Source organism: Nonomuraea rubra, assembly GCF_014207985.1.
Lineage (GTDB): Bacteria > Actinomycetota > Actinomycetes > Streptosporangiales > Streptosporangiaceae > Nonomuraea > Nonomuraea rubra.
In genome coordinates, this window is sequence record NZ_JACHMI010000001.1 from 10,757,038 (window position 1) to 10,771,550 (window position 14,513).

The 14,513-nt window shown below is 70.3% G+C and carries 15 protein-coding genes; 12 read left to right on the forward strand and 3 right to left on the reverse strand.

Going from position 1 to position 14,513, the window contains the following annotated elements:
- Positions 1-18: 18 nt before the first annotated feature.
- Entirely contained in the window at positions 19-834 is an 816-nt protein-coding gene (locus HD593_RS49005) for a class I SAM-dependent methyltransferase (protein WP_185109742.1), read from the reverse strand.
- 86 nt (positions 835-920) lie between these two features.
- Here HD593_RS49005 and HD593_RS49010 point away from each other — a divergent pair, with 86 nt between their 5' ends.
- Together HD593_RS49010 and HD593_RS49015 are read left to right on the forward strand one after the other, a co-directional pair.
- Complete coding sequence (locus tag HD593_RS49010; protein WP_185109743.1) at positions 921-1,295, forward strand: nuclear transport factor 2 family protein; 375 nt, start codon at positions 921-923, stop codon at positions 1,293-1,295.
- Positions 1,296-1,363: 68 nt separating this feature from the next.
- Positions 1,364-1,930 (forward strand): ArsR/SmtB family transcription factor, encoded by a 567-nt coding sequence (locus HD593_RS49015; RefSeq protein ID WP_185109744.1) that lies wholly within the window; start codon positions 1,364-1,366, stop codon positions 1,928-1,930.
- A gap of 102 nt (positions 1,931-2,032) precedes the next feature.
- On the opposite strand, the gene HD593_RS49020 is transcribed toward HD593_RS49015, so the two are convergent.
- Positions 2,033-3,043, reverse strand: a complete 1,011-nt coding sequence (locus tag HD593_RS49020) for a LacI family DNA-binding transcriptional regulator (RefSeq protein WP_185109745.1) — start codon at positions 3,041-3,043, stop codon at positions 2,033-2,035.
- 146 nt (positions 3,044-3,189) lie between these two features.
- Here HD593_RS49020 and HD593_RS49025 point away from each other — a divergent pair, with 146 nt between their 5' ends.
- The 10 genes from HD593_RS49025 (at position 3,190) to HD593_RS49070 (ending at position 13,635) form a co-directional block, all read left to right on the forward strand.
- The gene (locus HD593_RS49025) at positions 3,190-4,476 is read left to right on the forward strand and encodes an extracellular solute-binding protein (protein ID WP_185109746.1); all 1,287 of its coding nucleotides are present in this window, start codon (positions 3,190-3,192) and stop codon (positions 4,474-4,476) included.
- Complete coding sequence (locus tag HD593_RS49030; protein ID WP_185109747.1) at positions 4,473-5,432, forward strand: carbohydrate ABC transporter permease; 960 nt, start codon at positions 4,473-4,475, stop codon at positions 5,430-5,432. Before HD593_RS49025 ends, HD593_RS49030 begins: the two co-directional genes overlap by 4 nt.
- Positions 5,429-6,271, forward strand: a complete 843-nt coding sequence (locus tag HD593_RS49035; protein ID WP_185109748.1) for a carbohydrate ABC transporter permease — start codon at positions 5,429-5,431, stop codon at positions 6,269-6,271. Before HD593_RS49030 ends, HD593_RS49035 begins: the two co-directional genes overlap by 4 nt.
- 4 nt (positions 6,272-6,275) lie before the next feature.
- Positions 6,276-7,643 (forward strand): glycoside hydrolase family 5 protein, encoded by a 1,368-nt coding sequence (locus HD593_RS49040; RefSeq protein ID WP_185109749.1) that lies wholly within the window; start codon positions 6,276-6,278, stop codon positions 7,641-7,643.
- A gap of 84 nt (positions 7,644-7,727) precedes the next feature.
- Positions 7,728-8,678, forward strand: a complete 951-nt coding sequence (locus tag HD593_RS49045) for an STM4015 family protein (RefSeq protein WP_312904300.1) — start codon at positions 7,728-7,730, stop codon at positions 8,676-8,678.
- Position 8,679: 1 nt separating this feature from the next.
- Positions 8,680-9,702, forward strand: coding sequence for an STM4015 family protein (locus HD593_RS49050; RefSeq protein WP_246547152.1), 1,023 nt, complete (start codon positions 8,680-8,682; stop codon positions 9,700-9,702).
- Positions 9,703-9,724: 22 nt separating this feature from the next.
- Positions 9,725-10,771, forward strand: coding sequence for an STM4014 family protein (locus HD593_RS49055; protein WP_312904302.1), 1,047 nt, complete (start codon positions 9,725-9,727; stop codon positions 10,769-10,771).
- On the forward strand, positions 10,768-11,559 hold the full coding sequence (locus tag HD593_RS49060; RefSeq protein WP_185109750.1) for an STM4013/SEN3800 family hydrolase: 792 nt from the start codon (positions 10,768-10,770) through the stop codon (positions 11,557-11,559). Before HD593_RS49055 ends, HD593_RS49060 begins: the two co-directional genes overlap by 4 nt.
- Positions 11,546-12,814: an STM4012 family radical SAM protein gene (locus HD593_RS49065; RefSeq protein WP_185109751.1), complete on the forward strand. Its 1,269-nt coding sequence runs from the start codon at positions 11,546-11,548 to the stop codon at positions 12,812-12,814. The genes HD593_RS49060 and HD593_RS49065 overlap by 14 nt, the downstream gene beginning before the upstream one ends.
- On the forward strand, positions 12,808-13,635 hold the full coding sequence (locus HD593_RS49070; protein ID WP_185109752.1) for an STM4011 family radical SAM protein: 828 nt from the start codon (positions 12,808-12,810) through the stop codon (positions 13,633-13,635). The genes HD593_RS49065 and HD593_RS49070 overlap by 7 nt, the downstream gene beginning before the upstream one ends.
- A gap of 354 nt (positions 13,636-13,989) precedes the next feature.
- Here the strand turns inward: HD593_RS49070 and HD593_RS49075 are convergent, their stop codons facing one another.
- A complete protein-coding gene (locus HD593_RS49075; protein WP_185109753.1) occupies positions 13,990-14,451 on the reverse strand; it encodes a hypothetical protein in 462 nt (153 codons plus the stop codon).
- Between the last annotated feature and the right edge of the window lie 62 nt (positions 14,452-14,513).

Consider the following 14,513-nt stretch of genomic DNA (forward strand, 5'->3'; position numbering starts at 1 on the left):
GTCGCACCTGTAACAGGTTCACAGCCGCCGGACGCGCAGCACGCCGGTCAGCATCGGGAGGGTGAACTCGCCGCCGGCGGTCTCGGGCCGGCTCGCGAGGAAGGCGCCGATCCGGCCGAGCGCGGCCTCCCGTTCCTGCTCGGGCATGACCAGCATCCCCGCGCGCGTCGCGAGCGTCGCGACCAGGGAGTCGGCGGTGCGGCGCTGCCCGTGCGGGAACTCCGCCTGCTCCGGCGAGCCGAACCGGACGTCCGCGCCCGTCTTGAGACCCGTCTTGAGGCCCGTCTGGGGGTCCGTCTTGGGCAGGTGCATGGCGGCCGTCTCGGCGCGCCAGCTAGCAGGCGTGTCGCGCGGGCCGACGGCCGCGCTCCCGCTGACCCGCGCGAGCCCCGCCACCCAGTCGACGCTGTCGTCGAGCAGGTTCCACAGGCCGGCCAGGATGCCGCCGGGTGCGAGGACCCTGGCGATCTCGGGGCCCGCGACGGCCATGTCGAACCAGTGCATGGCGTTCCCGGCCAGCACGGCGTCAACGGACCCGTCCGGCAGGGGGATCGCCTCGGCACTCCCCGGCAGGGCGCGCACAGCCGGCAACTCGCGGCGCAGCTCGGACAGCATCGCCGGGTCGGGCTCGACCGCCGTGACGTCGGCGCCCAGCGCGGCCAGCGTGGCGGTCAGCTTTCCCGTCCCCGCGCCGAGGTCGAGCACCCGCGGGCCGGGGGCGGGATCGAGCGCCCAGCGTACGGCGGCGTGGGCGTAGTCGGGGCGGTGCTCGGCGTATGCGGCCGCCGCTGCGCCGAATGACGAGCTGTGCAGTTGACGTTCGTGCTGTTCCATACGGCTCCCTGGTCTGTACGGTCGATCACGTACGTCTTCGGTGATATCAGCTTTGCCTGGGTGACGTGCGTTCGTAGGATCCGTGCATGACGGACGAGAACGAGCGTGCCGTGCAGGCGGCCATCGACGGCGAGCTGCGGCTTCTCGACCCTGAGGTGCGTGCTTCTCCGGCCCTCGTCCGGGAGCTCCTGGACCCGGAGTTCACCGAGATCGGAGCCTCCGGACGCTGGTGGGACGCGGAGACGATCCTCACGGTGATGGCGGGATCGGTGGCCCCGGAGTCGCCGGTCGCGGTCAGCAAGATGTCGGGGGTCGTGCTGGCTCCGGGGATCGTTCACCTGACGTACTTCGCCGAGAATCAGGGGCGCCGGGCATGGCGAAGCTCACTGTGGCGCCTGACGGAGACCGGCTGGCGCGTCTACTTTCACCAGGGCACCTTGGCTGAACGTCTTGAGCAGTGACGCCGCCTGATTTCAAGATCCAGTAGACATCTTGAGCATCTCTACCTGCCGGTCCTACCGTCGTGGCCATGCAACACCTCGACGACCCGGACGTGCTCAGGGTCTTGACCAGCCGGTTCCGGATGAAGCTGTTCAGCCTCCTCTTCCGGATCGGCCCGGTCACGGTGAGCGAGCTCGCCAGACGGATGGACGCCGACCCCGGCCAGGTGAGCTATCACCTGCGGCAACTGCAGAAACACGACTTGGTCGAGGACGTGCCGGACCTCGCCCGGGACAACCGGGAACGCTGGGTGCGGGCGGCTACCGGCGGACTGGCGGTAGTGGATCTCAAAACCCCTGAAGCCAGAGCCGTGGTGCAGGCCTGGACTTCACAGTGGGTGATCGACCAGTTCGAGAGGCTGCGCGACTTCGAACGCACCCACCTGACGTTTCCGGAGGACTGGCAGAACGCGGCCTTCGGAGGCAGCCACCACCTCCGGCTCACCGCGGACGAGCTCGCGCAACTCGCCGGCCAGCTCAATGCCGTGCTGGAGCCGTGGCGCGAGCTGACCAGATCACGCGTCGAATCGAGCGAGGCGCCGCCGGATACTCGCCCGGTGTTCATCTTCTACCACGCGTTCCCGGAAGAACCGTGAGGAGCTGTCCGTGCATGAGGAGATGATCCGCGCGTATCTCGCTGAGTGGCGAGCCGAGGCCGCACGGCTACGCATGATCCCGCCGCGCCCGCGCCGGCCTGCCTACTCGTACCGAGCCGTGCTGTCCCTCACGATGAGCTCCGTAGCCAGCTCCACCCGCTTCGTCTCCGGCACCTCCCCATGCCCCATCGCCAGCACCGTCCGCGTGGCCAGCGCCGCCATCTCCTGCAACGGCTGCCGCACGGTCGTCAGCGGCGGCCAGGCCGACTTGGCCAGGGGCAGGTCGTCGAAGCCGACCACGCTCAGGTCCTCCGGTACGCGCAGGCCGCGCTGCCTGGCCGCCTCGAAGACGCCGAACGCCATCAGGTCGCTCCCGGCGAAGATGGCCGTGGGTGGCTCGGGGAGGGAGAGGAGGGCGTGGCCCTGGTCGTGGCCGGATTCGACGAGGAAGGTGCCGCGTCTGATCAGTTCGGGGACGACCGGGAGGCCGGCGGTTTCGAGGGCTGCCCGGTAACCGTCTATGCGCGCCTGGCTGCACAGCATGTCGGCGGGGCCGCTGATCATGCCGATGCGGCGGTGGCCGAGTTCGAGCAGGTGGCGGGTGGCTGCGAGGCCGCCGTTCCAGTTGGTGGCGCCGACGGAGATGACGCCGGGGGCGGGCTCGCCTTCCGGGTCCACCACGGCGAACGGCAGGGAGCGCGCGCTGAGCTGGGCCTGGATGCCCGTCGAGAGTCGCGAGGCGACTATCACGACGCCGTCCGTGCGCCGGGCGGCCAGGCGTTCGAGCCAGTCACGGCCAGGGCCCGCGTGCGTGTGCAGGACCGAGATGACGACGCTGGCGCCGGCCTCGTGGGCCGCGCTCTCCGCCCCTCGGACGATCTCCATGGCCCAGGGTGACTCGATCTCCGCGAAGACCAGGTCCACCAGGCCGGCCGGGGTGTCGTCCTGGCTGATGCGCCGCTGGTAGCCATGCTCCTGCAGCAGCCGTTCGACCCTGTGGCGGGTCGCCGGAGCGACTTCCGGACGCCCGTTGATGACCTTCGAGACCGTCGGGATGGAGACCCCGGCCTCCTCCGCGATCAGTGCGATCGTGACCCGCCTCTTCGCTGACACAAATCGGGAGTGTATCCGAAAGTTTCGGTTTGGGATCGCTCCGGGACGAGGTGTTGACGCTTTACATGCCGTTTACCTACGATCACGCCAAAGAAATTATCGGGGGGTTCACGAAACTTTCGCCTATAGCTGAGGAAGGGACCCCTATGAAACGCACTCTCGTACTGGTCGCAACTGCGGTACTCCTGGCCGGCTGCGGTGGCGGAGGAGGAGAGACGGCTCCTCAGCAGAGCTCGGGCGGCGCCCCCGCCAAGGTCACGCTGGAGTGGTGGCACCTGTCCACGGCCGAGCCGCTCAAGTCGCTCTGGGCACAGCGCGCCAAGGAGTTCGAGGCGAAGAACCCGAACGTCACGATCAAGGCCACGGTCCTGGAGAACGAGGCGTACAAGGCCAAGCTGACCACGATCACGCAGTCGGGCAACGCCCCCGACGTCTTCGCCTCCTGGGGCGGCGGCGTGCTCAAGCAGCAGATCGACGCCGGCCTGGTCAAGGACATCTCCACCGACGTCGCCGACGTGCTGCCGACCTTCACGCCGGCGGCGCTGAGCGCGTACCAGCTGGACGGCAAGACGTACGGCCTGCCGACCGACATCGGGCTGGTGGGTTTCTGGTACAACAAGAAACTTTTCGAAAAGGCAGGCATCACGGAGCCGCCCGCCACCTGGTCGGCGTTCCTGGAGGACGTCAAGAAGCTGAAGGCCGCGGGCGTCACCCCGATCGCCCTGGCCGGCAAGGAGAAGTGGCCCGGCCACTACTACTGGGCCTACCTGGCCCTGCGCATCGCCGGCCTGGACGCGCTCAAGCAGGCGGCCGTCGACCACGACTTCACCAAGCCCGACTTCGTCGCCGCCGGCCAGCAGGTGAAGGCGCTGGCCGACCTGCAGCCGTTCCAGAAGGGCTTCCTGGGCGCCGCGTACTCCACCCCGGACGGCCAGTCCGCCACCGTCAGCAACGGCAAGGCGGCCATGGAGCTGATGGGCCAGTGGGCGCCGAGCGTGCAGAACGACTCGGGCAAGGGCCTCGGCGACGACCTCGGCTTCTTCCCGTTCCCCGCGGTCGAGGGCGGCAAGGGCTCGATCGGTGACGCGTTCGGCGGTGGCGGCGGGCTGACCGTCGGCGCGGACGCGCCCAAGGAGGCCGTGGACTTCGTAAAGTTCATGACCGAGATGGGCAACCACACCAAGGCCGTGGAGTCCGGCGGCGTGCTGCCGGTGCTCAAGGGCGAGGAGAGCGCGGTCAAGGACCCGAACCTCAAGCAGGTGGCGACGCTGCTGGCCGGCGCCACCGGCTACCAGCTCTACCTGGACCAGGCCTACCCGCCGGCCGTCGGCCAGCAGGTCAACGACAGCGTGGCCGAACTGATCGCCGGTACGAAGACGCCGGAAGAGGTCGGCGCGGACATCTCCGAAGTGGCCAAGAGCGAAGCCGGATGACGACGCTCACGAAAGGGCCGGAGGCGCTCAGGCTTCCGGCCCCCGCCCCTGCCACCACGCGCCGCGGCCGCTGGGTGACGATCGCCCTGTTCCTGCTGCCCGCGCTGGTGCTGTTCGTCATGCTGGTCGTGGCCCCGATGCTGGTGGCCCTGTACGCGAGCGTGTTCCGGTGGAACGGCTTCGGCGGCCTGCCCACCAACTTCATCGGCCTGGACAACTTCACCCGGCTGTTCAGCAGCGAGATCTTCGCCCAGGACCTGTGGCACCTGCTGGTGCTGGTCCTGCTGTCGATCTGCGTGCAGCTGCCGTTCTCGCTGGCCATCGCGATGCTGCTGAACCAGCGCATCCGCGGCCGGGCGCTCTACCGCGTGCTGTTCTTCGCGCCGTACGTGTTGTCCGAGGTCATCACGGGTGTGCTGTTCTCGCTGATCCTGGCACCCGACTCGGGCATGGCGAACCAGGTCCTGTCGGTGTTCGGCTGGGAGTCGGAGTGGCTGGCCAACCCCGACACCGTGATGCCGTCGCTCTTCCTGGTCATGACCTGGAAGTACTTCGGCTTCCACATGATGATCTATCTCGCGGGACGGCAGAACATCCCGAACGAGCTCATCGAGGCCGCCCAGATCGACGGCGCGACGGGCTGGAAGACGTTCAGGCACGTCACGCTGCCGCTGCTCGGCCCGACGATCCGGATCAGCATCTTTCTGTCCGTCATCTACACCATCCAGCTGTTCGACCTGGTCTGGATCCTGACCGGCGGCGGCCCGTCGCACTCCTCGGAGACGATGGCCGTCACCATGATGGACTGGGGCTTCAAGCGTTCCCAGGTCGGCTACGCCAGCGCGATCAGCGTCGTGATGTTCGCGCTCAGCCTCGTCTTCGCCCTCGTCTACCAGCGGTTCGTGATGCGCCGCGACCTGGAGGGCGCAGTGACCTCCCAAGGAGGCCGGCCATGAGCCACAAGAAGCCGCTGAAGCGGCGGCGCCACACGCTGCCGCTGCACGTGATCGCGATCATCGTGGGCGTGTTCATGGTCATCCCGGTCTTCTACGCGCTGCTCGGCGGCTTCAAGGACAACAGCGAGCTGTCCGGGAACCCGTTCGGCCTGCCGAGCGAGTGGATCACCGCGAACTACACGGACGTGCTGGGCTCCGGCTCGTTCTGGCGGCAGGTGTGGAACAGCACGTTCATCGCCGTCGTCACGACCGTGGTGACGGTCGGGCTGTCGGCGCTGGCGGCGTTCGTGTTCGCCCGGTTCGCCTTCCGCGGCAGGGAGCTGTACTTCACGCTGTTCACCGCGGGGCTGATGTTCCCGTTCGCGGTGGCGATCCTGCCGATCTTCGTACTGCTGCGCACGTTCGGGCTGCTGGACAACCCGCTCGGGGTGATCCTCACGCAGGCCGCCTTCGGCCTGCCGCTGACGATCATCATCCTGCGCGGCTTCTTCCGCAGCATCCCGGGCGAGATCGAGGAGGCGGCCACGATCGACGGGTGCTCGTCGTTCGGGTTCTTCTGGCGGATCCTGCTGCCGATGGCCAGGCCCGCCATCGCCACCGTCTCGGTGCTGGCCATCGTGGGGAGCTGGAACAACTTCATGCTCCCGCTGGTGGTGTTCAGCGAGGAGGCGAGCTGGACGCTGCCGCTGGGCATCCAGCAGTTCCAGGGCCAGTACGCCTCCGACACCGCGCGCATCCTGGCCTATCTCATCCTGGCCATGGTGCCCGCGCTCGGGTTCTACGCCATAGCGGAACGTCACCTGGTCGGTGGGCTCACCGCGGGTGCGACGAAGGGGTAACTCCATGCTGCACGTGTCCGGAACCCATCTCGTGACGGACGACGACACGCCGGTACGGCTACGGGGGGTGGGTCTCGGGGGCTGGATGAACATGGAGAACTTCATCACCGGCTTCCCGGCCAACGAGAGCTCCATGCGGTACGCGGTGCGCTCCGTGCTCGGCGACGACCGGGCCGAGCTGTTCTTCGACCGGTTGCTGACCTCGTTCTTCACCGAGCGGGACGCGGCGCTGCTGGCCGGGCTGGGCATGAACTGCGTGCGCATCCCGGTCAACTACCGCCACTGGGAGTCCGACGACCGCCCGATGGAGATCGACCAGCGCGGCTTCCGCCACCTGGACCGGGTGATCGACCTGCTGGGCGAGCACGGGATCTACAGCGTGATCGACCTGCACGCGCTGCCCGGCGCCCAGAACCAGCACTGGCACTCCGACAACCCCACCCACGTGGCCGCGTTCTGGCAGCACCGGCACTTCCAGGACCGCGCGGTACGCCTGTGGGAGGTCATCGCCGACCACTACCGCGACCATCCCTGGGTGGCCGGCTACAACCCGGTCAACGAGCCGGGCGACGTGTCGGGCAAGGTGATCGGCCCGTTCTACGACCGGCTGGTGAAGGCGATCAGGGCCGCCGACCCGGGGCACATCCTGTTCCTGGACGGCAACACCTACTCCACCGACTTCTCGATATTTCGTGAGGTGTACGAGAACACGGTCTTCGTCATGCACGATTACGCGCTGGCCGGGTTCTCCCACGGCGGCCCCTATCCGGGGTACACCCGCGGCGAGTGGTGCGACCGGGCCGAGCTGGAGCGCACGTTCGCCAAGCGCTCCCGCTTCCAGCGCGAGACGGGCACGCCGCTGTGGGTGGGCGAGTTCGGGCCCGTCTACACCGGGGACCCGGCGGTGGACCGGCAGCGTTACCAGATCCTGAGCGACCAGCTCTCGATCTACGACGGGCAGGACGCGGGCTGGTCGTTGTGGACGTACAAGGACGTGGGGTTGCAGGGGCTGGTCCACGTCTCGGAGCCGTACCTGGAGCGGTTCGGCGGCTTCATCGCCAAGAAGCGGCGGCTCGGCGTGGACCGCTGGGGCTCGACGATGGAGGAGTCGGCCGAGGCGCTGGCGCCGCTGCACGCGCTGGTCGAGACGGAGTTCCCGGAGTGGCACCCGTACCCCTGGGGCGCGCGTTACCAGACCGACGACCTGATCAGGCACATCCTGATGGCGCAGGCGCTGCTGCCCGAGTACGCCGGGCTGTTCCGCGGGCTCGGCGACGACGAGCTGCTCGTGCTGGCCGACTCGTTCCTGCTGGAGCGGTGCGTACGCCGTGAGCCCCTGCTCGATCTGCTGGCCGACAACCTCAAGGGGTGACCACTTCCACGGGATAGATCAGGAAATGTCGGGTGGATCTGGTAGGACAGGAGCCGCCGAAACCCCCCGACCCTAGGACCACCCGTGATCTTCGACATACAGCCGACGAACAGCGAGGACTACAGCGAGACCTACGCCGGGCTGCCGGTGGCGGCCCCGCCCTTCGACGAGGAGGAGCCCCAGCCGGACCCCGGCGCGGTCGCGTGGCGCCTGAGCGCCTGCGAGGGGGACGAGTTCGAGGAGATCTCCGAAAGTTTCGACTGGTTCTTCGACAATGTCGACACCGAGAAGGTCAAGGCCCTCGTGATCGGCGAGTGGGAGGACTGCTACGACACCGACAGCGCAGCCATCATCGCCCGCCTGGCCGGGAACGCCGACCGGCTGCCCGAGCTGCGCTCGGTGTTCCTTGGGGCGATGACCTGGGAGCAGTCGGAGATCTCCTGGATCCAGCAGTCCGACGTCACGGCGCTGCTGGAGGCGTACCCGAGGCTGGAGCGGCTGGAGGTGCGGGGCGGCTCGGGGCTGGCGTTCCCGCCGGTGCGGCACGAGTCGCTGCGCGTGCTGAGGGTCGAGACCGGCGGCCTGCCCGCCGAGGTCGTCCGCGGCGTCGGCGGCAGCGACCTGCCCGCGCTGGAGCACCTGGAGCTCTGGTTCGGCGTCGAGGACTACGGCGGCGACTCGACGGTGAACGACTGCGACGGCATCCTGAGCGGGCAGCGCCTGCCCAGTCTGCGTTACCTGGGCCTGCAGAACAGCCCGTTCGCCGACGAGCTGGCCGCCGCCGTGGCCGCCGCGCCCGTCGTGGCCCGGCTGGAGGCGCTGAGCCTGTCGATGGGCTCGATCGGCAACGACGGCGCCGAGGCGCTGCTCAGCGGCCAGCCGCTGACCCACCTGCGCCGGCTCGACCTGCACCACAACTACCTGAGCGACGCCATGGCGGAGCGCCTGCCCGCGGCGCTGCCCGGGGTCGAGGTCCGGCTCGACGACCGGCGCAGCCGCGAGGACGACTGGCGTTACGTCGCGGTGAGCGAGTGACATGGACGAGTTCTTCGACGACGAGGACTACGAGGAGACGCCGGCCGATCCCCGCGACCCCGGCGACACGTTCCTCCACGAGGGTGCCGTCTACCGCTTCGACCCGGCAGGCATGCACCGGGAGCGCTTCGCCGGCCTGCCCGTCAGGACGCTCGCCGAAGGCATCCCCGGTCGGCCCGACCAGGTCGCCTGGCTGCTGACGGACGAGACCGGCTTCGGCTTCGAGGACGACCAGGACGACACGGCCCTGGCCGGCGAGCTGGACCACCTGCTGCGCCGGGTGAACCCCGCCCAGGTGACGACCATCGCCATCACGGGCCACGGCGCCGCCAACGCGCCCCGGCTGCTGGCGCGGCACGCCAGGCGGCTGACCAGGCTGCGCTCGGTGTTCCTCGGCTTCATCGAGCCCGAGTACTGGGAGATCTCCTGGATCCGGCACGGCGACATCACGCCGCTGCTGGAGGCGTACCCGAGGCTGGAGCGGCTGGAGGTGCGCGGGTCGAAGGGCCTGGAGCTGCGGCCTGTCACGCACGAGCACCTCAGGGTGCTGCGCTTCGAGTCCGGCGGGCTGCCGGGAGCGGTCGTGCGGGCGGTCGGCGCGAGCACGTTCCCCGCGCTGGAGCACCTGGAGCTGTGGCTCGGCGTCGAGAACTACGGCGGCGACTCGACCGCCGCCGACCTGGACGGCATCCTGTCGGGCACGGGGCTGCCCGCGCTCAGGCGGCTCGGCCTGCGCGACGGCGAGCGGCAGGACGACGTGGCCGCCGCCGTGGCGGTCGCGCCCGTGACCGGTCGGCTGGAGGAGCTGAGCCTGGGCATGGGAGCGCTCGGCGACCGGGGCGCGGAGGCGCTGCTCAGCGGCCGGCCGCTGACCCACCTGCGCGTGCTCGACCTGCGCCACCACTTCCTCAGCGACGCCATGGTGCTGCGCGTCCTGGACGCGCACCCGGGAGTGGCCGTCGATCTGGACGAGCAGCAGCGCGCCGAGGAAGACCGCTGGAGGTACGTGGCGGTGACCGAGTGACGCGGCTGGTGGTGGTGAGCGAGTGACGGTGCGGTTCGCCGTCGTCGGGACGCCGGGAGACCGGCGGGTCACGCTGTTCCGCGACGCCGTGGTCGCGCGCGGCCTCGCGGAGCCGTACGTGATCGCCTGGCGGGACGTGCTGGCCGGGCGGGAGCCGGGCGCGCCCGAGGGGGCGCTGCTGCGGATCGACTCGCCCGGCGAGGACGCGGAGGCCGACGCGCTGCTGCGCGGGCCCGGCGAGCCGGCGCGGGCCGGCGGCGGCGCCACCTGGTACAAGGCGTTCACCGCCGGGCTGGAACGGGTCGCGGCGATCCCCGGCGTGCGGCTGCTGGGGGACGTCGGCGAGATCGGGGTGATGTTCGACAAGCGGCGCTGCCACGCGGTGCTGTCGGCGGCCGGGGTGCCGGTGCCCGAGGGGTTCCCTGCGGGCTCGTACGAGGAGCTGCGGGACGGGATGGCGGCCCGCCGGTGGGCCCGCGTGTTCGTCAAGCCGGCCCACGGCTCCTCGGCCTCCGGCGTGATCGCCTTCCAGGCCCACGCCGGACGGATCCACGCCGTCACCTCGGCCACCCGGATCGGCGGAATGTGGTGCAACTCGCTGCGCGTCAGGACCCTGACCGACGAGGCGGAGGCGCGGCGGCTGGTGGACTTCCTGGCGCCCGACGGGCTGCACGTCGAGCAGTGGTTCCCCAAGGCGATGAGCGGCGGGCGGGCGTTCGACCTGCGGGTGGTGACCGTGGCCGGGCGGCCCACGCACGCCGTCGTGCGGACGAGCCGCAGCCCCATGACGAACCTGCACCTCGGCGGGTCGCGCGGCGACCTGGAGTGGGTGCGGGAGCGGGCCGGGCTGTGGGAGCGGGTGCTGGAGGCGGCCGCGCGGGCGGCCGGGTGCTTCCCGCGCAGCCTGAGCACGGGCGTGGACGTGATGGTCGGGTCGGACTGGCGGTCGGTGGCGGTGGCCGAGGTCAACGCGTTCGGGGACCTGCTGCCGGGTTTGGGGGATTTTTCGGGACATGGGAGAGACACGTACGCCGAACAGGTCGAGGCGGTGCTGACCACGTGGACATGAACGCCATCGTCGGCACCCACGACCTCCTGCTCGTCACGCTCGACACGCTGCGCTACGACGTGGCCGCCGCCCAGGCCGAGGCCGGGCTGCTGCCGAACCTCCTGCCGCCGGGCGCCCGCTGGGAGCGGCGGCACAGCCCCGGCAGCTTCACCTACGCCGCCCACGCCGCCGTCTTCGCCGGCTTCCTGCCCACGCCCGTCACCCCCGGCCCGCACCCCCGGCTGTTCGCGGCCACGTTCCCGGGCAGCGAGACGACGGCGGCGGGCACGTGGGTGTTCGACGCGCCCGACCTGCCGTCGGGGCTGGCACGGGCGGGCTACCACACGGTGTGCATCGGCGGCGTCGGGTTCTTCAACAAGCGGACCCCGCTCGGGTCGGCGCTGCCCGGCCTGTTCGCCGAGAGCCACTGGGAGCCGGAGTTCGGCGTGACGGACCCCGCCTCGCTGGAGCACCAGATCGACCGCGCCGCCGAGGTGCTGGCGCGCGTGCCCGGCCCCGTCTTCCTCTTCGTCAACGTCTCGGCCCTGCACCAGCCGAACCACTTCTACCTGCCGGGAGCCACCGGCGACTCGCTGGACAGCCACGCCGCCGCCCTGCGCTACGTGGACCGGCACATCGGCCGGCTCTACTCGCTCATGCGCCGCCGCCGTCCCTGCCTGGCCATCGTCTGCTCCGACCACGGCACGGCGTACGGCGAGGACGGGCACGTCGGCCACCGGATCGGCCACGAGGTCGTCTGGACGGTCCCCTACACCCATTTCGTCCTGGAGAGCCATGCGGCCGTATGAGAGTTACGTCTACGCCTACCCGCACAAGACCGCGTACCGGCCGCTCGACCCGCGCCCGCGCCTGAAGGAGGTCTGGTCGGGCGAACGGCCGGGCGCCCTGTACGTGCACATCCCGTTCTGCGAGATGCGCTGCGGCTTCTGCAACCTGTTCACCCGCACGGGCGCGCCCGAGGAGCTGGTCACGGCCTACCTCGACGCCCTCGAACGGCAGGCGGAGCAGGTCCGCGAGGCGTTGCAGGAGACCGGCTTCGCCACGGCGGCGTTCGGCGGGGGCACGCCGACGTACCTCAGCGCCCGCGAGCTGACCCGCCTGTTCGACCTGACCGAGCGCACGATGGGCGTGGACCTGGCGCGGATCCCGCTGTCGGTGGAGACCTCCCCCGCCACCGCCACGCCCGACCGCCTGTCCGTGCTGGCCGAGCGGGGCACGTCGCGGATCTCGATCGGCGTGCAGAGCTTCGTGGCCGAGGAGGCCCGCGCGGCCGTCCGCCCGCAGAAGCGCGCCGAGGTGGACGCGGCGCTCGACACGATCAGGGCGTCGGGCGTGCCGGTGCTGAACATCGACCTGATCTACGGCATCGACGGCCAGACACCGCGGTCCTGGCTGTACTCCCTGGACACGGCGCTCGGCTGGCGGCCCGAGGAGCTGTACCTCTACCCCCTGTACGTCCGGCCGCTGACCGGGCTCGGCAAGCAGGGCAGGGCCTGGGACGACCAGCGGCTGGAGCTCTACAGGGCGGGGCGCGACCACCTGCTGGCGGCCGGGTACGAGCAGGTGTCGATGCGCATGTTCCGCCTGCCCGGCACGTCCGGCAGCACGGACTACTGCTGCCAGACCGACGGCATGGTCGGGCTGGGCTGCGGTGCCCGGTCGTACACGAGCGCCCTGCACTACTCCTTCGACTACGCCGTCGGCGCCCGGCACGTCCGCTCGATCATCGACGACTACGTGGCCGAGACCGCCTTCGGCACCGCGAACGTGGGCTTCGCCCTCTCCCCCGGCGAGCGCAGGCGGCGGCACCTGGTCCAGTCGCTGCTGCGGGCCGAGGGCATGTCACGCAGCCTGTACGCCGCCCGCTTCGGCACCGACGTCCTGGACGACTTCCCCCTCCTGGGCTCCTTCGCCGAGTGGCTCACCGTTACGGATCCGGCCATCACGCTGACCCCCGAGGGGCTGGCGTACTCGGACGCGATCGGCCCCGCCCTCTTCTCACCGGAGGTGCGGGAGCTCATGGACGGGTACGCCGCATGCTGACCATCCTCTACCGCGGCCCCCTGGCGAGCTGCGACTACGACTGCGCCTACTGCCCGTTCGCCAAGCGCCACGACACCCCGGAACAGCTGCGCGCCGACCGGGCCGCGCTGGAACGGTTCACGGCCTGGGTGGCGGGGCGGGACTTCGAGGTCTCGATCCTGTTCACGCCGTGGGGCGAGGGGCTGGTCAGGTCCTGGTACCGGCGGGCTCTCGTGGAGCTCTCCCGGCTGCCGCACGTGGCGAAGGTGGCGATCCAGACGAACCTGAGCTGCCGCACGGACTGGCTCTCCGAGGCGTCGGAACGGGCCGCGCTGTGGGTCACCTACCACCCGACGCAGGTCCCTTACGAGCGTTTCCTGGCCAAGGTCCGCTCGCTCCCCGTCCGGCACAGCGTCGGCATCGTCGGCGACCCGGCCCACCTGCCGCACGCCCGCCGCCTACGGGCCGACCTGCCGCCGGAGACGTACGTGTGGGTCAACGCCGAGGAGGGCCGCCTCTACACCGACGCCGAAGCCGCCGACTGGACCGCCATCGACCCCCTCTTCTCCTACAGCCGCTTCCCGCACGCCAGCGCGGGCCTGCCCTGCCGCACCGGCGACACCGTGATCTCGGTGAACGGCGACGGCACGGTCCGCCGCTGCCACTTCATCCCCGAAGTGCTGGGCAACCTCTACGACGGCACCTACCGCCCCGCCCTCCGCCCCCGCCCCTGCCCGGCGGCGACCTGCGACTGCCACATCGGCTACGTGCACCTGGAGCCCCTCGGCCTCTACGACGTCTTCACCGGCGGCATCCTGGAGCGCATCCCCCGCCTGCCGTGAATCTCATCGACCACGCCGCTGGTCAGTCTCTTTCGGGTGTCCTGTCCCGGCACGAGTTTTCCACAGCGTGCGTTCCTCGTCATCGATCGCGTACCACAAGCGGCCACCGGACGTGGCTTCGTACTGCCACTGCTCCAGTGCGTGGCCACCGACCTTCACCACGCCCAGTGCGCCCTTGAGCGGATGTTGTCTGCAGTCCGTCCGCCGCGGGTCGCCGGTGATGGCGACCCAGGCCCGATCGAGGTTCTCGGGAGCCTGGGCGAGCAGGTGCTGCCAGCCTTCAGCCGCCCGCCGATCGGCGAACCGGACCCGCCAGGGGTGAGGTCGCGGGACGTCGTCCCCCCCTGCCCGCCATCAGGTGTCGTCCTTCGGGCGGCGGGCCTCCGCGCCATCGCCGGGAAAGGGACCCTGCAGCTCGCGGGCGAGCCGCGGATCGCTCCAGACCACCGCAGTGGACCGCCACGAGGTCAGCGCCCGGGCGAAGGGCAGCAGCTCTCCCGTGTCGGCGCCGGCGATCAGGTGGTTGAGCAGCTCGCACACGCACTCATGCCGCTCCGTGTCGGGCAGCCAGGTCAGCCACGGAAGCTCCTCGGCCAGCGCCTCCTCCGCGAGGTCGCGGTTGCGGCGCGCCACGATCGCGAGCGCTCGGGCTGCGATGCGCAGGCCGGCCGTCTCCGCCTCGAACCGTTCTGCACGCATCAAGATGAGGTTCTCGTCATCGCGCCGTTCGAGGATGACGTCGGCGTTGTCAAGAGTGGGCAGAACCTCTGACGGTCCTCTGAGGAACGCGCTGTACGGAAAGCTCTTGGTGACCATACCCAGCAGGATATCTGAAGTAGTTCAGATATCGCTGGGTCTGCGAGCTGACCGAACCTTCG